This is a genomic window from Pseudomonas sp. BRG-100, assembly GCF_000737955.1.
Classification (GTDB): domain Bacteria; phylum Pseudomonadota; class Gammaproteobacteria; order Pseudomonadales; family Pseudomonadaceae; genus Aquipseudomonas; species Aquipseudomonas synxantha_A.
Genome location: NZ_JPRX01000001.1, coordinates 6,085,000 through 6,104,841, shown reverse-complemented (window position 1 = coordinate 6,104,841; position 19,842 = coordinate 6,085,000). Strand labels below are relative to the sequence as shown.

The 19,842-nt window shown below is 59.1% G+C and carries 18 protein-coding genes; 10 read left to right on the top strand and 8 right to left on the bottom strand.

What is annotated here, in order from left to right:
• Positions 1-302 precede the first annotated feature (302 nt).
• Positions 303-1,679, top strand: coding sequence for a pyridoxal-phosphate dependent enzyme (locus tag JH25_RS00515; protein WP_032880899.1), 1,377 nt, complete (start codon positions 303-305; stop codon positions 1,677-1,679).
• A complete protein-coding gene (locus JH25_RS00520) occupies positions 1,676-2,842 on the top strand; it encodes a cystathionine gamma-synthase (protein WP_032880897.1) in 1,167 nt (388 codons plus the stop codon). Before JH25_RS00515 ends, JH25_RS00520 begins: the two co-directional genes overlap by 4 nt.
• Before the next feature lie 126 nt (positions 2,843-2,968).
• Here JH25_RS00520 and JH25_RS00525 read toward each other — a convergent pair whose 3' ends face one another.
• Complete coding sequence (locus JH25_RS00525; protein ID WP_032880895.1) at positions 2,969-5,167, bottom strand: OsmC domain/YcaO domain-containing protein; 2,199 nt, start codon at positions 5,165-5,167, stop codon at positions 2,969-2,971.
• 179 nt (positions 5,168-5,346) lie between these two features.
• Between JH25_RS00525 and JH25_RS00530 the strand changes: the two genes are divergently transcribed.
• Complete coding sequence (locus tag JH25_RS00530; RefSeq protein WP_032880893.1) at positions 5,347-5,907, top strand: cysteine hydrolase family protein; 561 nt, start codon at positions 5,347-5,349, stop codon at positions 5,905-5,907.
• Positions 5,908-5,921: 14 nt separating this feature from the next.
• Positions 5,922-6,974 (top strand): NAD(P)/FAD-dependent oxidoreductase, encoded by a 1,053-nt coding sequence (locus tag JH25_RS00535; RefSeq protein WP_032880892.1) that lies wholly within the window; start codon positions 5,922-5,924, stop codon positions 6,972-6,974.
• Positions 6,975-6,988: 14 nt separating this feature from the next.
• On the opposite strand, the gene JH25_RS00540 is transcribed toward JH25_RS00535, so the two are convergent.
• Together JH25_RS00540 and JH25_RS00545 are read right to left on the bottom strand one after the other, a co-directional pair.
• Entirely contained in the window at positions 6,989-7,786 is a 798-nt protein-coding gene (locus tag JH25_RS00540) for a hypothetical protein (RefSeq protein WP_032880891.1), read from the bottom strand.
• On the bottom strand, positions 7,783-8,031 hold the full coding sequence (locus JH25_RS00545; protein ID WP_032880889.1) for an AAA family ATPase: 249 nt from the start codon (positions 8,029-8,031) through the stop codon (positions 7,783-7,785). Before JH25_RS00545 ends, JH25_RS00540 begins: the two co-directional genes overlap by 4 nt.
• A gap of 188 nt (positions 8,032-8,219) precedes the next feature.
• Here JH25_RS00545 and JH25_RS00550 point away from each other — a divergent pair, with 188 nt between their 5' ends.
• Both JH25_RS00550 and JH25_RS00555 read left to right on the top strand, forming a co-directional pair.
• Positions 8,220-8,645, top strand: a complete 426-nt coding sequence (locus tag JH25_RS00550; protein ID WP_005787957.1) for a DUF2231 domain-containing protein — start codon at positions 8,220-8,222, stop codon at positions 8,643-8,645.
• On the top strand, positions 8,642-9,934 hold the full coding sequence (locus JH25_RS00555; protein WP_032880887.1) for a PQQ-dependent sugar dehydrogenase: 1,293 nt from the start codon (positions 8,642-8,644) through the stop codon (positions 9,932-9,934). The genes JH25_RS00550 and JH25_RS00555 overlap by 4 nt, the downstream gene beginning before the upstream one ends.
• A 30-nt stretch (positions 9,935-9,964) precedes the next feature.
• Here the strand turns inward: JH25_RS00555 and JH25_RS00560 are convergent, their stop codons facing one another.
• On the bottom strand, positions 9,965-10,879 hold the full coding sequence (locus tag JH25_RS00560; protein ID WP_032880885.1) for a LysR substrate-binding domain-containing protein: 915 nt from the start codon (positions 10,877-10,879) through the stop codon (positions 9,965-9,967).
• Between the two features lie 92 nt (positions 10,880-10,971).
• Between JH25_RS00560 and JH25_RS00565 the strand changes: the two genes are divergently transcribed.
• Positions 10,972-11,955: a DMT family transporter gene (locus JH25_RS00565; protein WP_032880884.1), complete on the top strand. Its 984-nt coding sequence runs from the start codon at positions 10,972-10,974 to the stop codon at positions 11,953-11,955.
• Positions 11,952-12,812, top strand: a complete 861-nt coding sequence (locus tag JH25_RS00570; RefSeq protein ID WP_032880883.1) for an alpha/beta fold hydrolase — start codon at positions 11,952-11,954, stop codon at positions 12,810-12,812. The genes JH25_RS00565 and JH25_RS00570 overlap by 4 nt, the downstream gene beginning before the upstream one ends.
• Here the strand turns inward: JH25_RS00570 and JH25_RS00575 are convergent.
• Positions 12,799-14,202 (bottom strand): MFS transporter, encoded by a 1,404-nt coding sequence (locus tag JH25_RS00575; protein ID WP_032880882.1) that lies wholly within the window; start codon positions 14,200-14,202, stop codon positions 12,799-12,801. The two genes, JH25_RS00570 and JH25_RS00575, sit on opposite strands and share 14 nt — an antisense overlap.
• A 144-nt stretch (positions 14,203-14,346) precedes the next feature.
• A complete protein-coding gene (locus JH25_RS00580; protein WP_032880880.1) occupies positions 14,347-14,877 on the bottom strand; it encodes a GNAT family N-acetyltransferase in 531 nt (176 codons plus the stop codon).
• Positions 14,878-15,257: 380 nt separating this feature from the next.
• On the opposite strand from JH25_RS00580, the gene proP reads away from it, so the two are divergent.
• Positions 15,258-16,760, top strand: a complete 1,503-nt coding sequence (gene proP, locus JH25_RS00585; protein WP_005787944.1) for a glycine betaine/L-proline transporter ProP — start codon at positions 15,258-15,260, stop codon at positions 16,758-16,760.
• A 52-nt stretch (positions 16,761-16,812) separates the two neighbouring features.
• A complete protein-coding gene (locus tag JH25_RS00590; protein WP_032880879.1) occupies positions 16,813-17,313 on the top strand; it encodes a GAF domain-containing protein in 501 nt (166 codons plus the stop codon).
• Positions 17,314-17,487: 174 nt separating this feature from the next.
• On the opposite strand, the gene JH25_RS00595 is transcribed toward JH25_RS00590, so the two are convergent.
• A complete protein-coding gene (locus tag JH25_RS00595; RefSeq protein WP_032880878.1) occupies positions 17,488-17,802 on the bottom strand; it encodes a hypothetical protein in 315 nt (104 codons plus the stop codon).
• A gap of 957 nt (positions 17,803-18,759) precedes the next feature.
• Positions 18,760-19,707 carry an AraC family transcriptional regulator gene (locus JH25_RS00600; protein ID WP_032880877.1) on the bottom strand — a complete coding sequence of 316 codons (948 nt, stop codon included), beginning with the start codon at positions 19,705-19,707 and terminating at the stop codon, positions 18,760-18,762.
• Positions 19,708-19,842 lie beyond the last annotated feature (135 nt).

Here is a 19,842-nt window from a genome sequence, read left to right as displayed (position 1 = left end):
ATGCCTAGAAATGGCCATAGCCGAACGCCGATGTGGGAGCGCTCGAGCTTTAGCGAGGCCGCGATGGCGGTGGGTCAGGCAACATAAATGCCGACAGTGCCGCCGCCTTCGCAGCCTCGCCAAAGCTCGACAACTACCATATTTGATCTCCACCATCTCCCCTCCTGCGCATCACCCATGCGCCAAAAAAAGTCATGCATCGGACCGCCCGGTTGCGACCCGGGCGATACCGGCCTATGTTTCAAGCCATGCTGTGATTTGCTGTCCCCCACCCTGTGCCCATCCCGTAACCAGGTGACGACATGCCCACCCTATCCCGCCCTGCCGTACTTGAACTGATCGGTAACACGCCGCTGGTCAAGGTCAGCCGCTTCGATACCGGCCCTTGCACGCTGTTTCTAAAGCTTGAATCGCAAAACCCTGGCGGCTCCATCAAGGATCGCATCGGCTTGGCCATGATCGACTCCGCCGAGCGTGATGGGCGCTTGCGTCCTGGGGGTACCATCATCGAAGCCACCGCAGGCAATACCGGCCTGGGCTTGGCGCTGGTAGGCCGGGCCAAGGGGTATCGGGTGGTGCTGGTAGTGCCCGACAAGATGTCCACGGAGAAAGTGCTGCACCTGAAGGCCATGGGCGCTGAAGTACATATCACCCGCTCCGATGTGGGCAAGGGCCACCCGGAGTATTACCAGGACGTGGCGGCACGGCTGGCCAAGGATATTCCGGGCTCGTTCTTTGCTGATCAGTTCAACAACCCGGCCAACCCACTGGCCCACGAAACCAGCACCGCGCCGGAGATCTGGGCGCAGACCCAACATGACGTCGACGCGATTGTGGTCGGCGTCGGCTCGGCCGGCACCCTCACCGGCTTGACGCGTTTTTTCAAGCGTGTGCAGCCCGATCTCACGATGGTACTGGCCGACCCGGTGGGTTCAGTCATGGCCGAATACAGCCGCAGCCGGCAACTTGAAACGCCTGGCTCCTGGGCCGTGGAAGGCATCGGCGAAGACTTCATCCCGTCGATTGCCGATCTGTCCAGCGTGCGCCACGCCTACTCCATCAGCGATGAAGAGAGCTTCGACCACGCCCGCCAATTGCTCAAGGCCGAAGGCATTCTCGGCGGCTCGTCCACCGGCACCCTGCTCGCCGCTGCCCTGCGCTACTGCCGCGAGCAAACCGAGCCCAAGCGCGTGGTGACCTTTGTGTGCGACACCGGCACGCGTTATTTATCGAAGGTTTACAACGACCAATGGATGAACGACGCCGGCCTGCTGCAGTACAAACATTACGGCGACCTGCGCGACCTGATCGCCCGCCGCTTCGAAGACGGCCGTGTGATCAGCGTGAGCCCCGACGACACCCTGCTCACTGCGTTCCAACGCATGCGCCTGGCGGATGTGTCGCAACTGCCGGTGCTGGTAGACGGCCAACAATTGGCGGGCGTGATCGACGAATCGGACATTCTGCTGGGCCTGCACCATGACGCGGCGGACTTTTCCATGACCGTCGCCAGCGCCATGACCGACACCTTGCACACCCTGCCCCCCAGCGCCAGCCTGGCCGAACTGCAGGCAGAACTGGATCGCGGCCTGGTCGCCATTATTGCCGACGCCTCGGGCTTCCATGGCCTGATCACCCGCGTCGACCTGCTTAATCACCTACGGAGATCCCTTGCATGAGTCAGCCCGATAAAAGCGCGTTTGCCACCCGTGTGATCCACGCCGGGCAGTCACCCGACCCGACCACGGGCGCGCTGATGCCGCCGATCTACGCCAACTCCACTTACCTGCAAGACAGCCCCGGTGTGCACAAGGGCTTCGACTACGGCCGCTCCCACAACCCCACGCGTTTTGCCCTGGAGCGCTGCGTGGCCGACCTTGAAGGCGGCAGCCAGGCGTTTGCATTTGCGTCGGGGCTGGCGGCGATTTCCACCGTGCTCGAATTGCTCGATGCCGGTGCGCATATCGTTTCGGGCAATGACCTGTATGGCGGCACCTTCCGGCTGTTCGACAAGGTGCGCCAACGCAGCGCTGGGCACCGTTTCAGCTATATCGACCTGAGCGACTTGTCGGCCTTTGAAGCGTCGTTGCAGGACGACACGCGCATGGTCTGGGTCGAGACCCCGAGCAACCCGCTGCTGAGCCTCACCGACCTGCGCGCCGTCGCACGCATCTGCCGTGCCCGCGGAATTATCTGCGTGGCCGACAACACCTTCGCCAGCCCGTGGATCCAGCGGCCGCTGGAACTGGGTTTCGATATCGTGGTGCACTCCACTACCAAGTATCTGAACGGGCATTCCGATGTGATCGGCGGTATCGCCATTGTCGGTGACAATCCGGACCTGGCCGAACGCCTGGGCTTCCTGCAAAACTCGGTCGGTGCCATTGCCGGGCCGTTCGATGCGTTCCTGACCCTGCGCGGCGTGAAAACCCTGGCGCTGCGCATGGAGCGCCATTGCAGCAATGCCCTGGAGCTGGCCACCTGGCTGGAACAGCAACCGCAAGTGGCGCGAGTGTATTACCCCGGCCTGAAATCCCATCCACAGCACGCGCTGGCCAAGCAGCAAATGCGCGGTTTTGGCGGGATGATTTCGGTGGATTTGAACAGTGACCTGGCCGGTGCCAGGCGCTTTCTGGAGAACGTCAGGATCTTCGCCCTGGCCGAGAGCCTGGGTGGCGTGGAAAGCCTGATCGAACACCCCGCGATCATGACGCACGCGAGCATCCCGGCGGCCACGCGGGCGCAGTTGGGGATTGGTGATGGGCTGGTGCGGTTGTCGGTGGGGGTTGAGGATGTGGAGGATTTGCGAGCGGATTTAGCCCAAGCCTTGGCACACATCTAACGTCAAATATCGAGCAAAATGTGGGAGGGGGCTTGCTCCCGATAGCAGGGTGTCAGTCACTGTATTTGTTGACTGATACACCGCTATCGGGAGCAAGCCCCCTCCCACATTAAATCAACTGCGTAATCAGCCTTGGGTGATGTTGGCTCGTGCACTGTGCAGCTTCTTGTAGCTGTCGATCAAGCGCAGATGCCGGTCCAGCCCTTCGAGCTTCATGCTGGTCGGCGTCAACCCGTAGAACCGAACACTGCCGTCGACCGAACCAATCACCGCGTCCATGCGCTCATTGCCGAACATGCGCCGGAAGTTGGCCTCGTAGTCGGCCAGCTCCAGGTCGTCATCCAGCTCCATCTCCAGCACCGCGTTCATCGCCTGGTAAAACAGGCCGCGCTCGACGGTGTTGTCGTTGTACTGCAGGAACATCTCCACGCATTCCTTGGCTTCTTCATACTGCTTGAGGGCCAGGAATATCAGCAGCTTCAGCTCAAGGATGGTCAACTGGCCCCACGCGGTGTTGTCGTCGAACTCGATGCCGATCAGGGTGGTGATGTCGGTGTAGTCGTCCAGCTCGCTTTCAATCAGGCGTTCGACCAAGGCTTGCAGCTCGTCCTCGTTGAGGCGATGCAGGTTGAGGATGTCTTCGCGAAAGAACAGCGCCTTGTTGGTGTTATCCCAGATCAGGTCGTCCACCGGGTAGATTTCCGAATAGTCCGGCACCAGGATGCGGCAGGCGGTGGCGCCCAGGTGTTCGTACACCGCCATGTAGCACTCCTTGCCCATGCCTTCAAGAATGCCGAACAGCGTCGCGGCTTCCTGGGCGTTGGAGTCTTCGCCATGGCCCGAGAAGTCCCACTCGACGAACTCGTAATCCGACTGGGCGCTGAAGAAGCGCCACGACACTACGCCGCTGGAGTCGATAAAGTGCTCGACGAAATTGTTCGGCTCGGTCACCGCCTGGCCTTCGAAGGTCGGCTGCGGCAGGTCGTTCAAACCTTCGAAGCTGCGGCCTTGCAGCAGCTCGGTGAGGCTGCGCTCCAGTGCCACTTCCAGGCTCGGGTGCGCGCCAAAGGAGGCAAACACGCCACCGGTGCGCGGGTTCATCAAGGTCACGCACATCACCGGAAATTCACCGCCCAGGGATGCATCCTTGACTAGCACCGGGAAACCCTGGGCCTCCAGCCCCTCAATACCGGCGAGGATGCCAGGGTATTTAGCCAACACCTCGGCGGGTACATCCGGCAGGGCGAATTCGCCTTCGATGATTTCGCGCTTTACCGCCCGCTCGAAAATCTCCGACAGGCACTGCACCTGGGCTTCGGCCAGGGTGTTGCCGGCGCTCATGCCGTTGCTCAGGTAGAGGTTTTCGATCAGGTTGGACGGGAAATACACCACTTCACCGTCGGACTGGCGCACAAACGGCAACGAGACAATGCCGCGGGCTTCGTTACCGGAGTTGGTGTCGAACAGGTGCGAACCGCGCAACTCGCCCTCGCGGTTGTAGATCTTCAGGCAGTAGGCATCGAGGATTTCACTCGGCAACTCATCGTCCGGGCCCGGCTGAAACCAGCGCTCATCCGGATAATGCACGAACGGCGCATTGGCCAGCTCTTCGCCCCAGAACTGGTCGTTGTAGAAGAAGTTGCAGTTGAGCCGCTCGATAAACTCGCCCAGCGCCGACGCCAGTGCGCCCTCCTTCGTCGCGCCCTTGCCGTTGGTAAAGCACATCGGCGAATGCGCATCGCGCACATGCAGCGACCAGACGTTGGGCACGATATTGCGCCACGAGGCGATCTCGATCTTCATGCCCAGCCCGGCGAGGATGCCGGACATGTTGGCGATGGTCTGCTCCAGCGGCAGGTCCTTGCCAGCAATGTAGGTGCCCGCCTCGGACGTGGAATTGGGCATCAACAACGCCTGGGCGTCGGCGTCGAGATTTTCCACCTGCTCAATCACGAACTCCGGCCCGGCCTGCACCACTTTCTTCACGGTGCAACGGTCGATGGAACGCAGGATGCCCTGGCGGTCCTTGTCCGAGATGTCCGCCGGCAGCTCGACCTGGATCTTGAAAATCTGGTTGTAGCGGTTTTCCGGGTCGACGATGTTGTTCTGCGACAGGCGAATATTCTCCGTGGGAATATTGCGCGTCTGGCAGTACAACTTCACAAAGTACGCCGCACACAACGCCGACGAAGCCAGGAAGTAATCGAATGGCCCCGGTGCCGACCCATCGCCCTTGTAGCGGATGGGCTGGTCGGCAATGACCGTGAAGTCATCGAACTTGGCTTCAAGCCGAAGGTTGTCGAGAAAGTTGACCTTAATTTCCATGCGGGCACACCAGAATAACGAGCTAAACAAATTGGCGGCCATTATGAAGCGTTTCGCCGGGAAGTCTCAGGGTTTTGCGTGTGGGTTGCCGATCGGTGGTAACGTCCAACCGACCTGTAGGAGCGAGCAAGCCCGCTCCCACACTTGAATCGCGATACTCATCCCTACAAGGACAGGCCATGGAACCGATATCGACGAACGCTGCACTGGTGATCATTGATATGCAGAGAGGCATGGCCGATCCCGCCCTGGGCCGCCGCAACAACCCAGACGCCGAACTGCGCATACAACAGTTGCTCAATGCCTGGCGACAGGCGCAACGCCCGATCGTCCATGTGCGGCATATCTCCCGCTCTCCCGGCTCGGTGTTCTGGCCAGGCCAACCAGGCTGTGAATTCCAAGACACGCTGCAACCCCTGGGTCACGAGCATGTGGTGGAAAAAAATGTACCGGATGCCTTCATCGCCACGGGCCTGGAACGCTGGCTGCACATGCGCTCGATCAAACAACTGGTGATCGTAGGCGTCATCACTAATAACTCAGTGGAGGCCACCGCACGCTCTGGGGGCAACTTGGGGTTCGACGTAATCGTGGCGGCGGATGCCTGTTTTACTTTCGATCAAACCGACTTGTCGGGACGCCTGTGGCTCGCCGAAGATGTGCACGCGTTATCGCTCAGTAACCTCGCGATGGACTATGCCAGGGTGCTCCAAAGCGGTGAAATCCTCACCCATTGTTAACAGAGAGGGCGGACATGAATCAGGGCAAGCGCATTGTGGTCATTGGCGCCGGTATCGTCGGGGCTTCACTGGCCTATCACCTGGCCGGCAAGGGTGCGAAGGTGACGGTGGTCGATGCCGGTGACGTTGCTTGCGGGGTCACGGCTACTTCGTTTGCCTGGATAAACACTACCTGCGACGCACCCGACCCCATCGCCTCATTGCGCAGTGCTGCGATTGACGCGTATCACCGCCTGGAACATGAGTTGCCCGACGTGAAGATACGCTGGACGGGCGCCCTGTGTTACGGCCCAAACATTCAACCCAGGGCGAACTCACGGATCACTCGTGCGCGTATCCAGGCACTTGAGCCGCAGTTGAAAAACCCGCCTGAATTCGCTCAATTCAAAGCCGAAGAAGGCGCACTGGACGCTGTACAAACCACCCATGCGTTAATAGCCGCCGCCCAGGCCCTCGGTGCCAGGCTGCTGACACACAACCCAGTGCTGGGCTTCAGCAGGCAGGGTTCGCAGGTCACCGGCGTTGAAACCAGCCGGGGCGTCATCCATGCCGACAGGGTGGTGCTCGCAGCCGGAACGGGCACGGCAGCACTGACAAGCCTGCTGGGTTTGCCCTTGCCGATAGACGCCTCGCCAGCGATTTTCATCCGCTACAGCGCCCCGCCCGGGATTGTGCACACGCTCATTTCCAACCCTGAAATGGAAGTACGCGAAAGTGCAGAGGGTATTTGGCTGGCAGCCGAAGACTACCTTGGCAACGCCCCGGAACATCAGCCCGCCGCCATCGCCCGCCGCACCGCCCTGGCCATTGCCGGTGAGCTTGAGGGCGTCACTTCCATCCAGCCACAACTGGCGTGCGTCGGGCTCAGGCCCATCGCCGTGGATGGCCTGCCGATCATTGGCGAGTTGCCGAGTGCCAACGGTGTGTATGTCTGCGTGATGCATCCAGGCGTGACACTTGCGGCCATCGTGGGGCAGTTGGTCAGTGAAGAGATCATGGAGAGCATAACGTCCCCTGCCCTGGCGCCTTGCCGAGCCGAGCGCTTTTTCAATCCTGAAAAGAGTTAGACGATTGCGGGCGCTCACGCATTCGATTGATTCCTGTCTCCAGCCGCTGAAACCATCCAACTTAAAAATGCGCGCAATCGCGTGCTGAACGTCTCGCACTCGGCGCTTGGGTTGCGTGCTTCAAACAGGAAATAGGCAATGTGTACGCGCATCGAGGGGTAATGCTCAACGAATAGCGCGACGTATTCTTCCAGCGTATGCGGCCACATCCGTGCTTCTTTCGGGCGCAGGGTATGGGTGGCGCGGATCAAGGCCCGCGAAGCTTCCCGCTGCAAGCGATGGCGTATGTGTTCAGTGCTGGCCTGTTCGATGCGCACCAGGTAGCCGGTGAGCGCCTGCTCGAAATCACCATTGACCGCCAAGGCGATAGCCCGGGACGGGCGAAACGCTTCGAAGTGCTGTGACAGGTCTTCGCCCCAGACACAACGGCAATGATGTTTGAGCCAGAAGCCCCAACTGTTTCGGTTTTCATGTGCCAAGACTTGAGCACGATGACCGATGTCGAAATCGATCTTGGTGACTTGCCGATGCCGTTGCTCCAAGGCGATTCGAGCCGCCTCCAATTGCTCAAGCACGGGCGCATCCGGTGGTTCGATAAGTATCAGCGTGAGATCCAAGTCGCAAATCCCGACCTCGGCCTGGCCCCGTGCGACGCTGCCATACAGGTAAATCCCGTGCAGCCCCAACGCGGGCTGGGACAGGGTGGCGCAGATATCCACCAGCACGGGCTTGAATTCGTGTTGTATAGGCGCATCGGCGACGGTGAGGATAAAGCCGTCGGCATCGATACCCGCAGGTTGTTGGGTGCTCATGGCCGATGCACCTTGATCACCAGCCCTTCTTCTTCACTCGGCACGCAGAAGTGGCGAGTGATCAGGTCGAACTCGGCGTCGGTCGCGGCAAAGTCATGCTCACCCCGGGCGTTACGCTCATGCAGGCGGGCGCGGCAGCAGTGGTCTTCGCTGAGCACAATGGCCGCGTGCTCGGCAGCCAGGGTTTTGGCGAGCGTGGACTTGCCGGAGGCGATCTTGCCGCACAACAGATGCAGGGTTGGCATAAAACGTTTCCTTGTTGGGGCCAAGCAGGATGAGTCATGGAGCTGGCGTCGTAAACACATCCAGGTACATCTGCCAGGAAACATCTCCACCTCTCAATGAACTTTCTGACAAATGACAGGCTCCTTTCCTATGCGAAGTCAGCGCGCCCTGAGTCCAGGGTGCAGAACGATAAGGAGCCGCCACCGACATGACTACCCTACCCACCTACCCCGTCGTCAGACCTGGCCCGCTGCATGGGACCTTACTGGCCGGCACCGTGCCGTTGTTTCTCGGCGCCTTGCTCAGTGATATCGCCTACGGCCAGAGTTACCAGATCCAATGGGCCAACTTCGCCTCCTGGCTGATCGCCGGGGCGCTGGTCTTCTGTGGTTTTGCCCTGTTGTTTGCGCTGGTCAACCTGGTGCGTGCCGAACACAAGGGCGGGCGCCCCGTGGCGTATTTCCTGCTGTTGCTGGCTACTTGGGTACTCGGGCTGATCAATGCCTTCCAACACGCCAAGGACGCGTACGCCATGATGCCCACCGGCCTGGTGCTGTCGGCGATTGTCACCGCCCTGGCGATCATCGCCACCTGGATCGGCTTGACCAACCTGCGCTCAGGAGCTGCCCGATGAAACCACTCAACACATTGACCGTGCTCAGTGCTGCCCTGTTGCTGAGTGCCTGTGGCGGCGAAGGTGACAAGACCCAGGCCCGCGGCCCCGATCCCAAGCTGCCCGAACAACAAAGCAGCCTGCTGCCGAGCATGAAGATCGCCGAGCCCACGCCTTGGGGCGAACAAAAGCCCAAGGTGCCCGAAGGCTACAGCGTGACCGCCATCGCCACCGACCTGGCAATCCCCCGCCAAACTCTGGTGTTGCCCAACGGCGACATCCTCGTAGCCGAAGGCCGTGGCGGCAGTGCGGCCAAGCTCAAGCCCAAGGACGTGATTGCCAGCGTGATCAAGGCTCAGGGCAACACCAAGGTCAAAGGCGGCAACCGCATTACCCTGCTGCGCGATGCCGACGGCGACGGCACCTATGAACTCAAGACCGTGTTCGCCGACAACCTCAACGCCCCCTATGGCCTGGCATACGCCGACGGCAAACTCTATGTGGCCAACCAGGACGCGCTGGTGCGTTTCGATTACGCCGACGGCCAGACCAAGGCCAGTGCGCCGCCGGTCAAAGTCACCGACCTGCCGGCGCAGATCAATCACCACTGGACCAAGTCCTTGGCGGTCAGTGATGACGGGCGCCAGCTGTATGTGGGCATCGGCTCCAACAGCAACATCACCGAACGCGGCATGGAAGTGGAGATTGACCGCGCCATGGTCTGGCAGATCGACGCGGCCACTGGCGCGCACAAACCCTATGCTACCGGGCTACGCAACCCCACGGCACTGACCATCCAACCGGGCTCCGGGCAACTGTGGACGGTGGTCAACGAACGCGATGAACTCGGCCCCGACCTGGTGCCGGACTACCTGACGTCAGTGCGCGAAGGTGCCTTCTACGGTTGGCCCTACAGCTACTGGGGCCAGAACGTCGACCCACGCGCACAACCGCAGAACCCAGCCAAAGTAGCCTCGGCGATCAAGCCCGATTACAGCCTGGGTTCCCATGTGGCCGCGCTGGGGGTGGACTTTTCCATCCCGGCCATGGGTGAAAAATTCGCCGAGGGTGTGTTCGTCGGCGAGCACGGCAGTTGGAACCGCGACGCGCCGGTGGGCTACAAGGTGATCTTTGTGCCGTTCAGCAATGGCAAGCCGGCGGGCGAGCCTATCGACTTCGCCACCGGCTTTCGTGGTGACGACGGCAAGACCCGTGGGCGCCCGGTGGGCGTGACGGTGGACCCCAAAGGTGCGTTGATCATTGCCGACGACCTGGCCAATACCCTTTGGCGCGTCACCCGTAATAAATAACCGGGTGTGACAGGGGCGGCGACGCCCCTGTCAGTCGTCCTTGTGCAATTGCGCTTCAAGCCAGGCCAGCAACGCAGCCTCCTCCCCCCGACTGCTTGCCCCATGCTGCCTGTACACCGAAATAGCCTCCGGCAGAAACACGCTTTCAGCACAGGGGCGCACCAGTGCCCCACTGTCAATCAGCCTGCTGGCGGTGCGACGCCAGCCCATCGCAACACCGTGCCCTTCCACCGCCGCCTGCAACATCAGCGGGTAGCTGTCGAAGGTGGCACTGCGCGCATCTTTGGCCAACACCCGCCCGAACACCTGCAGCCACTCATCCCACTCCATCAAGTGCGGAGGCTCAGAGCTATGGTGCAAAAAGGTGCAAGGCTGTAACTCACCGAGCGCGAGCGGTAACGGCTGCTGCGGGCACAGGTAGGCGGGACTGCACACCGGAAACACTTCATCAGAAGCGGTAAACATCAGCGTATGGGCACCACTGGCGCGCCGGGTACTTTGCAGGGCTACATCGAAGTGGCCCTCGAATTGCGTGATGGGCCGCGTACAGGTCACCACCTGGATCTCGACCTGTGGGTATTGCTGGTGGAAGGTCGACAGGCGCGGCATCAACCAATAAAACGCCTCGCACAACTGGCACAACAGCACCACCCGATTGCGTTGCGGCGCCGTGCGCAGCTGAGCCGCGCCATCACTGATGCTTTGCAACGCGGCACTGACCACCCGCCCCAATTCACGCCCCTCTTGCGTCAGGAACACCGCACGGTTGCGCCGACTAAAGAGTTTCACCCCCAGGTTATCTTCCAGCCCGCGAATCTGCCGGCTGACAGCCGCCTGGGTGATGTGCAGCTCATCGGCCGCCTTGGAAAAACTTTCCAGGCGCGCAGCGGCTTCAAACGGCAACAGGCTGGCGAGGGGCGGTAAGGTTTTGCCAAGTAGATTCATAATCTGAGGTAATGCATCAAGGGCCGAGAACTCGTTTGTAGCACAGCCGTGCGGCTGGGCACCATGGATCCATTACTTCATGGATCAGCCTGATGAGCACTTCCCAAGCTTCAGTCTTTACCGGCGTGATATGCGCGGTGGTCGCCACCCTTGGCTGGGCACTGAACTTCATTGCGCCCTACGTCACCGGGGCATACAGCCTCTACGATCTGATGGCTGTGCGCTTTCTGATAGCCGGCGGGCTGGGCATCGTCTGGATGATTGTGTGTCGAGCGCAACTGCGGATGCTCAGCCATGGCCAGTGCCTGCTCGCGGCACTGCTGGGCGCACTGGGTTGCCTGGGCTACGGCGTTTGCATTGCAGGCGGCGTGATCGTCGGTGGCCCGGTGCTGACGCCAGCGTTTGTCGGGATGGTCCCGGTGCTGCTGGCGCTGATAGGCAACGCCAGCGATAAAACCCTGCAGTGGCGTCAACTGGTTATGCCGTTGCTCTGTCTCTCGGTGGGGCTTTTGCTGGTCAATATCAGCAGTCTGCACCAGCCCTCTTCGGGCAGCGGCTCCTGGTTGGCCGGTCTGTTTTTTTCTTTGGGCGCCGTCGCCTTATGGATGGCGTTCAGCGTGATCAACCAACAGCAACTGGCGCACCTGCCGGCCAAGGTGACAGGTGTGTGGACCGCCCTGATGCTAGTGGGGGCCGGTGCCGCTGCGCTGATCATCCTCCCGTGGCTATACGTGTTGGGCGTGTTGCGGTTGCCCACCCTTGGCGCTGGCTGGAGCCAGGCATGGCCGCTGTATGCCTGGAGCCTGGTGATCGCCGTGATGTCCACCGTCGTCGGCGCCTGGGCCTGGAACGCCGCGACGCGGCGCCTGCCCATGGTATTGAGCGGCCAGTTGATTGCCCTGGAATCACTGTTCGCCAGCCTGCTGGGCTTGTGGTTTCACCAGCGCTGGCCAACGCCCATGGAAACAGCGGGCCTGGCCGCGGTATTGATCGGCGTAGTAATGGCAGTTCGTATCATCTTGGCGGACGTAAAGACCGTCACAACCCACGATGCTTTAGGGGAGATTCAATCATGACCCACGCAAGTGATGCCTTGGCACTGCGCGAAACTTTCGACTTTCACGGGCAGGCGGTGCGCTGGGGCCAACTCGGCACTCAGGGCCCGGCCTTGGTGATGGTGCATGGCACGCCCTTCTCTGCCCATGTGTGGCGACGCATCGCGCCATTGTTCGCCCAGCACTGTCGAGTGTTCTATTACGACCTGCTCGGCTACGGCCAGTCGCAAAAGGCACCGGGGCAGGACGTCTCCCTCGGCGTGCAAAACACCTTGCTGGCCGCACTGCTTGAACATTGGGGCCTGGAACGTCCTCATCTACTCGCCCATGATTTCGGCGGTGCCACGGCACTGCGCACGCATCTGCTGGATGGCTGCGACTACGCCAGCCTCACCTTGATCGATCCCGTTGCCCTGGCGCCCTGGGGTTCGCCGCTGATTCAGCATGTGCGTCAACATGAACGGGGCTTCAGCGATGCGCCGGCATACATCCATGAAGCGATCGTGCGTGCCTATCTTCAGGGCGCCGCTTTCAAGTCGCTGCCTGCCGAGGTATTGCAAGCTTATGTCACGCCATGGACGGGCGAGATTGGCCAGGCCGCCTTTTACCGACAGATCGTGCAAATGGATCAGCGTTATACCGATGCGATAGAAGATCAACTCGCCAGCGTCCGCTGCCCGGTGCTGCTGCTGTGGGGTGAAGAAGACCGGTGGATCCCGTTGGCGCAAGGCGATGCACTTGCTGGCAGATTGGCCGGGGCACGCTACCTGCGTATCCCCCACGCCGGGCATCTGGTACAAGAAGATGCACCAGAAGCCATCGTTGCCGCGCTGATGGCGTTTCTACGGTTGCCTGAAGCGGCCCCTAAAGATCAGTAATTTCCTTGTGACGGGGCACCAATGCCTTCATCACGCTCCAGGCCACCAGGTAAGCCAGGGCGCAGATGGCAAACATGATCATGTAGCCGGTGTGGATGTCGTTGATGGACTTGTAGTAGTCGAACACCCAACCGCCGATCTTGGTCATGACCACACCGCCCAAGCCCCCTGCCATGCCACCAATGCCGACCACCGAGGCCACGGTTTTCTGCGGGAACATATCGGACACGGTGGTGAAGATATTGCACGACCACGCCTGGTGCGCCGAGGCCCCCACGCCAATCAGCAGCACCGGTACCCAGAAGCTCAGGTAACCCAGAGGCTGTGCCAGCAACACCACCAGCGGGAACAGCGCAATCACCAGCATGGCTTTCATACGCCCGTCATAGGGTGCATCGCCGCGCGCCATGAAGTAGCTCGGGAACCAGCCGCCACCGATGCTGCCGACCATGGTCATGCTGTACAGCACCGCCAGCGGCATGACGATATCCGCGCCTTTCATGCCGTACTGCGCCGACAGGTAGGTGGGCAACCAGAACAGGAAAAACCACCACACACCGTCAGTCATGAACTTGCCAAAGGCGAACGCCCACGTCTGGCGGTAAGTCAGCAGTTTGAACCAGGAGACTTTCTTTGCGTTGGCGCCCGTAGGCTCCGGAGTGAAAGGCTGTACGGTCTGATCGCTGCGGATATAGGCCAGTTCTTCAGCGGACAGTCGTTTTTGCTGTTCCGGTTTTTCGTACACGGCGGCCCAGACTGCCACCCACACAAAGCCCAACATGCCAATGACCATAAACGCCGCTTCCCAGCCCCACCAGCCTGCGATCAACGGCACGCAGATCGGCGCCAGGATCGCGCCGACGTTGGCACCGGAGTTGAAGATGCCGGTGGCCAGTGAGCGTTCCTTCTTGGGAAAATATTCAGCGGTGGCCTTGATCGCGATAGGGAAATTACCCGCTTCGCCGATCGCCAACACGGCACGTGACAGCATGAACCCGGCAATCGACACCGGAATCACCGCCAGGCCGACAGCGCTGCTGACCGCCGCAATGCCCTCGCCCATCGGCACCGAAAACGCATGCATGATCGCCCCAGTAGACCAGATGCCGATCGCCACCACATACGCGGCCTTGGTACCGATCTTGTCGACAAACCGCCCGGCAAACAGCATGGCAATCGCGTAGACGAACTGGAACACCGCGGCGATGTTGGCGTAATCGGTGTTGCTCCAGCCAAATTGTGTCGAGAGTTGCGGCGCCAACAGGCTCAGCACCTGACGGTCGAGGTAGTTGACCGTGGTCGCGAAAAACAGCATCGCGCAGATCGTCCAGCGATAGCTGCCGACCGCCTGGCCGACACGATAGGCACTGATGGGCTCGTTCAGATTCATGGCATCACTTTTTTATTTTTGTTAGGTAGGACACATGTAACGTCATATGTCGTCGTACAACTGTGACTTTTATATCGGGACGCCTGCGCAGTGTCAATCTGAACAAGCACCGTTTATCGAGGAATTACGTAAGTACGAAAAACGTCAGGTGCCAGCAGTTGTAGGATGACAAACCCGCAACACCAAGCTGGGAGCTTGGCCAGGTACGTCGTCCAGCAGGCCGAAGGGCTGCATGCCAATCTTCTCCAGTACGCGGATCGACGCGGCATGATCGGGTCGTACCAGACCGAAAACCTCGGGCAAACCCAAGGTTACAAAAGCCAGCTCCAACGCGTCACGGCCCACCTCGGTGGCGTAGCCCTGCCCCCAGGCTTCGACGGCAAAGCGATAACCGAGGTTGATGCGTCGTTGGGTCAGATAGTTAAGCGGTGCAATGCCGCCAAACCCGATGATGTGTTCGGGCGCTTCTTTACGGGCAATCGCCCACCAGCCGTAGCCGTGAGTGGCCCATTGCGCCATCCAGTGAGCCAACAAGCGTTGAGCCGTCGCAAGATCGGGCATGGGCCCGGCCGGGTTGAACAGATTGGTCTGCGGATCACCGAAGATCGCAAACAACCGCTGGACATCGGCCAGTCGTGGTTGGCGGTAGATGAGGCGTGAATAGCGGTTTGGCATACAAATGACGTCTCCATTTGCGGCATGAGCCTGCGAGCGGAGTTTAGCCAATATCGCTATCGTCGCCGCAGTCAGTTAAGCGAACGAAATGCTCAAAGCAGCGACGACCCAATGTGGGAGAGGGCCTGCCCCCGATGGCGGTGAGTCAGTTAATAATAAGCGTCTGGCAGCACTGCTATCGGGGCAAGCCCCCTCCCACATTTAAATTTGGTTGAGGCGTGGATTCGCACGCCGCCGCGAGGGCACTCACACGATATTTTCGCTAATGCGAGAAAAAACACCCGATGCGGTGAATTTTTTCGTGTCCACTTGTATCTGAACTGACAGAGCGGTGCCATCGTAGCGATGGCACCTCCCCGTTCAGCTTTAGAGTGGCCCGCATGAAACTACGGAAAAAACGCGTCAAACCCATCGGCTTGAAAGACATCACCATTGTCGACGACAACAAGATGCGCAAGGCGATCACCGCCGCCGCCCTTGGCAATGCCATGGAATGGTTCGACTTCGGCGTGTATGGCTTTGTCGCCTATGTGCTGGGCAAGGTGTTCTTCCCCGATGCGTCCCCCAGCGTACAAATGATCGCCGCATTGGGTACCTTCTCGGTGCCCTTCCTGATTCGCCCACTGGGCGGTCTGTTCTTCGGTGCCTTGGGAGATAAGTACGGACGGCAAAAAGTCCTCGCTGCCACCATCGTGATCATGTCCCTGAGCACCTTCGCCATCGGCTTGATCCCCGGCTATGCCTCCATTGGCATTTGGGCGCCAATCCTGCTGCTGCTGTGCAAAATGGCCCAGGGCTTCTCGGTAGGCGGCGAATACACCGGTGCGTCAATCTTCGTGGCCGAATACGCCCCGGACCGCAAGCGCGGCTTCCTCGGCAGTTGGCTGGACTTTGGCTCGATTGCCGGTTTCGTCCTCGGCGCGGGTGTGGTGGTACTGATCTCCACCGTGCTCGGCGAAGCGGAATTCGAATCCTGGGGCTGGCGCCTGCCGTTCTTCCTTGCCCTGCCCCTGGGCATCATTGGCCTGTACCTGCGCCACGCACTGGAAGAGACCCCAGCGTTCCAGCAGCACGTCGACAAGCTTGAACAGGGCGACCGCGAAGGCCTGAGCCATGGCCCTAAAGTCTCGTTCAAGGAAATCGCCACCAAACACTGGCGCAGCCTGTTGACCTGCATCGGTATTGTCGCGGCCACCAACGTGACCTACTACATGTTGCTCACGTACATGCCCAGCTACCTGTCGCATAACTTGCACTACGCCGAAAACAGCGGCGTGTTGATCATCATCGCGATCATGGTCGGCATGTTGTTCGTGCAGCCATTCATTGGCTTTGTCAGCGACAAGATCGGCCGCAAGCCGTTCATCATCGCCGGCAGCATCGGCCTGCTGTTTCTGTCGATCCCGGCGTTCATGCTGATCACCAGCGGCAAGACCGGCTTGATCTTCAGCGGCCTGCTGATCCTGGCGATCGTGCTGAACTTCTTTATCGGCGTGATGGCCTCGACCTTGCCAGCAATGTTTCCAACGCACTTGCGCTACAGCGCCCTGGCCAGTGCATTCAACGTCTCGGTGCTGATCGCCGGCGTCACGCCAACCGTCGTCGCCTGGCTGGTGGAAAGCACCAACGACCTGTACATGCCCGCCTACTACCTGATGGTGTTTGCCGTGGTTGGCCTGGTCACCGGCCTGACCATGAAAGAAACCGCCAACAAGCCACTGCGCGGCGCGGCCCCGGCGGCTTCCGACATGGAAGAAGCCAAAGAACTGCTGCAGGAGCATCACGACAACATCGAGCAGAAGATCGAAGACATCGACGCCGAGATTGCCGCGCTGCAAGCCAAGCGTGAAAACCTGGTGCAGCAGCATCCACGGATTAACTAAGACCTGACTGTGCGTGGTCGCGCCAAGCGACCACGCCACTGGAGTGCCCAGCATGGTTTCAAGCGTCACCGCACAATCGTTACTCAGCGCAGACGAACGCGCCGCTATTGCAGAAATCGAAGCGACTACCAACATCCTCAAGCTGGTCACGCGCCTGACCGGGATGAGATTTGCCGGCATTGCCAAATTCACCGACCTGGAATGGGTGGTGTGTTCGGCCTACGACCCTCTGCAAATGGGCATCAATGTCGACGACGTACTCGACCTGGAAACCACCCTGTGCAGTGAGTTCTGCATCGACCCTCAAGCCCTGTTCATCCCGCAGATCAGCCATAACGGCCGCTTTGCCTCGCGCCCGGTGGTCAAGCAATACGCCATCGAAAGCTATGCCGGTGCACCGATCTTTTTACCCGATGGGCGCCTGTTCGGCGCGCTGTGCGCGCTGGACTCACGGGCAATGCTGTTCGATGACCCCAACCTGCCCGAAACCCTGAGCCTGTTTGCGCGGCTGATCGGCTGCATTTTCTACGCTAACCTGGCCCCGGATCAGTAACCCCCGCCCTGCCCCGCAGGGCGACCATGTCGCGCCTCGTTCAAACGCAGCGATTTCGGTTATTGCAACTGGATCCCCGAATTCAGTTGCCGGGCATTATTCGTGCAAGGGTAGGATGCTTGCCCTCTGTTTGAACCCTAATAAAAAAGCGGCGACAACTGTCGTTCAAACGCATTAACCAACACCCTCAACTGCACAATCATCGACCAATCCAAAGTGCACCTCAACACTGTCCCCCGGCACGTAAGGGATATAGTCCAATAAAACAGCAGTTTCACCAATATTTTTTATTGAAACGAGAACAACAGCCGTCTTTAAATTAGCATTAGGAGGTTGCACACTCAGCACGCCTGCCAACCTTAGGGTAGTGCCCCAACGGGTCTCCTTGTGCAGCGCTTTAAGCATATAAATATCTTGCCCCTCGGACTGATAGTTCAAAATAATATCGTCAGGTTCGATCAACGTAAATTCCAGACTCACAGGTTTCATGATCAGCACTTCCACACTTAGACGTTAATGAATAACAAGAACAAACAATGATTTAACCTCAATTAAAATAATTGGTGTTAATGTGTTTGTCGACTGTCAATCTCGGCAGTTCTTTAGACGAATTCGCGACAATAACGACTGAAGCTCATAACTCTCAAATGATTCCAGCTAGAAAAACTCGCTCTTGAGCGTGCCGAAAAAGCTTTCCATGGCGGCATTGTCCAAACAATGACCCTTTGATGCTCTTTTCGGCCAGCATGTGTCGGTAGATCAGCCCTCACCGCAATCTACCGGCACTACTTAGCCAGCCGAACCAATAATGCCCGCCTTGGCTCACAAATAACTACACCTAATACTCTTTTACATTATTGACAAATGTATAATCGCTATAGAATTCAGAAGAAAATTCCAATTCATAACTCATCCCTGGCGCCACCTTTACTAGTCTCCCGTCCGGAGCCAGATTATGTAATATCCAAATAGGCTGACTGCCCGATTTTTTAGCGGAAACCTTTACATCGTAGGGTATATGGTCACCCACTACATCATCGTCACCGGACTCTATAACAACCGGTATCGTCTCTAACGTACTGCCATAGGGCACAAAGGCATTATATTGCACTTTCGACGGGTCCAATTAGTCAAAAGTCGTTAACGTTGTGATAACGCCATCACCTTCGTCAAGTTCCAGTGTAAAAATACCGGGCGTTTCCAGCTTAAGACTCAAAAATACATCACTCATCTCTATCACTCCTGATCATGATTTAAATAAAGTCCAAAAAAATCGATCAGGCATTAAGCTCAGCATCGATATGAGAAATGTACGTTTTTTCATCTGCCTGTCTACTGTCAACATTAACAGCTACTTAGAGGCGTTACTAATAACCGTTAGCAGAAATAGCTATATATGCCCTGTAAAAAACTCGGCAGGTTCGACTTCCCCAACCTGTCCAGCCCCTACGCCTGTTTGCATGACTGATGTTCTGTATTTTCCGCGCTGACTTGAGCCATGCTTCTGCCTCGCAACGTGGCAATATCACGCTTGGGCGGCCCCCCAAACAGCCGGCTGTACTCACGGCTGAATTGAGACGGGCTCTCATACCCAACTTTGAACGCGGCACTGGAGACATCCTGGTGCTCGTTCAACATCAATCGTCGCGCTTCATTCAAACGCAGCCATTTCTGGTACTGCAGCGGGCTCATCGCAGTCAGTTGCCGGAAGTGATGGTGGAAGGTCGCCGCGCTCATTTGCACCCGCGCAGCCAGTTCTTCCACACGCAGGGCGGCATCGAAATTCAACTTCAGCCAGTCGATGGCCTTGGCAATCCGATAACCCTGCCCGTCCACCGAACAGATCTGGCGCAGGCGGCCGGCCTGGTCGCTTTTCAATAACCGGTAATGAATCTCGCGCTGGATTAACGGCGCGAGTACCGGGATTGCTTCGGGTTCATCCAGCAACGCCACCAGGCGCGCGAATGCGGTCAGCATGCCGTCGGTGACCGTGCCGATCCCCACGCCTTTCATGACTGCACGCTCACGAGCCGGCGGCAAACCACCCTGGGCGATCAGCTCGGCCAACATGCGCAAGTCCAGTTTGAACGTCAGCCCCAGGCAAGGTTGCTCGGGGCTGGCGACCAGCACCTCGGAATTGGCCGGAATGTCCAGCGATGTCACCAGGAACCGGGAAGTGTCGTAGGGGTAGCCCTCGCCGCCGACCCATAGCTGCTTCTCGCCCTGGGCCACCAGCACGATGCACGGCTCAACCATGCACACCACTGGCGCAGCGGGTTGCTCACGCCGATAAAACCCCAGCCCGGGAATCGGCATGGGGTAATCGCCGGGCGACGGGGTGCGCGACTCGATGGAGTGCGCGAGGGTTTGCAGGGACGCAGGGTGGATGCTCATAGCGGACTCGTTTGCCTCTTTGCGCAACTTTACTCCCGCACGCCTCGCGAGTCCCAGGTATACCGCGAGACTCAGAGGATCAGGCAAGTAATCTGGCGAATCGAACTATGGAACCTGGGGTTTGATCCGGAAAAT

Bases quoted from the DNA above. Each gene is read 5' to 3' on its own strand.
- JH25_RS00565 (WP_032880884.1), top strand. From the start codon at position 10,972: ATGAGCACTTCCCAAGCTTCAGTCTTTACCGGCGTGATATGCGCGGTG.
- JH25_RS00590 (WP_032880879.1), top strand. From the start codon at position 16,813: ATGGTTTCAAGCGTCACCGCACAATCGTTACTCAGCGCAGACGAACGC.
- JH25_RS00560 (WP_032880885.1), bottom strand. From the start codon at position 10,879: ATGAATCTACTTGGCAAAACCTTACCGCCCCTCGCCAGCCTGTTGCCG.
- JH25_RS00525 (WP_032880895.1), bottom strand. From the start codon at position 5,167: ATGGAAATTAAGGTCAACTTTCTCGACAACCTTCGGCTTGAAGCCAAG.
- JH25_RS00555 (WP_032880887.1), top strand. From the start codon at position 8,642: ATGAAACCACTCAACACATTGACCGTGCTCAGTGCTGCCCTGTTGCTG.
- JH25_RS00575 (WP_032880882.1), bottom strand. From the start codon at position 14,202: ATGAATCTGAACGAGCCCATCAGTGCCTATCGTGTCGGCCAGGCGGTC.
- JH25_RS00535 (WP_032880892.1), top strand. From the start codon at position 5,922: ATGAATCAGGGCAAGCGCATTGTGGTCATTGGCGCCGGTATCGTCGGG.
- JH25_RS00600 (WP_032880877.1), bottom strand. From the start codon at position 19,707: ATGAGCATCCACCCTGCGTCCCTGCAAACCCTCGCGCACTCCATCGAG.
- JH25_RS00515 (WP_032880899.1), top strand. From the start codon at position 303: ATGCCCACCCTATCCCGCCCTGCCGTACTTGAACTGATCGGTAACACG.
- proP (WP_005787944.1), top strand. From the start codon at position 15,258: ATGAAACTACGGAAAAAACGCGTCAAACCCATCGGCTTGAAAGACATC.
- JH25_RS00520 (WP_032880897.1), top strand. From the start codon at position 1,676: ATGAGTCAGCCCGATAAAAGCGCGTTTGCCACCCGTGTGATCCACGCC.
- JH25_RS00550 (WP_005787957.1), top strand. From the start codon at position 8,220: ATGACTACCCTACCCACCTACCCCGTCGTCAGACCTGGCCCGCTGCAT.
- JH25_RS00595 (WP_032880878.1), bottom strand. From the start codon at position 17,802: ATGAAACCTGTGAGTCTGGAATTTACGTTGATCGAACCTGACGATATT.
- JH25_RS00540 (WP_032880891.1), bottom strand. From the start codon at position 7,786: ATGAGCACCCAACAACCTGCGGGTATCGATGCCGACGGCTTTATCCTC.
- JH25_RS00545 (WP_032880889.1), bottom strand. From the start codon at position 8,031: ATGCCAACCCTGCATCTGTTGTGCGGCAAGATCGCCTCCGGCAAGTCC.
- JH25_RS00580 (WP_032880880.1), bottom strand. From the start codon at position 14,877: ATGCCAAACCGCTATTCACGCCTCATCTACCGCCAACCACGACTGGCC.
- JH25_RS00530 (WP_032880893.1), top strand. From the start codon at position 5,347: ATGGAACCGATATCGACGAACGCTGCACTGGTGATCATTGATATGCAG.
- JH25_RS00570 (WP_032880883.1), top strand. From the start codon at position 11,952: ATGACCCACGCAAGTGATGCCTTGGCACTGCGCGAAACTTTCGACTTT.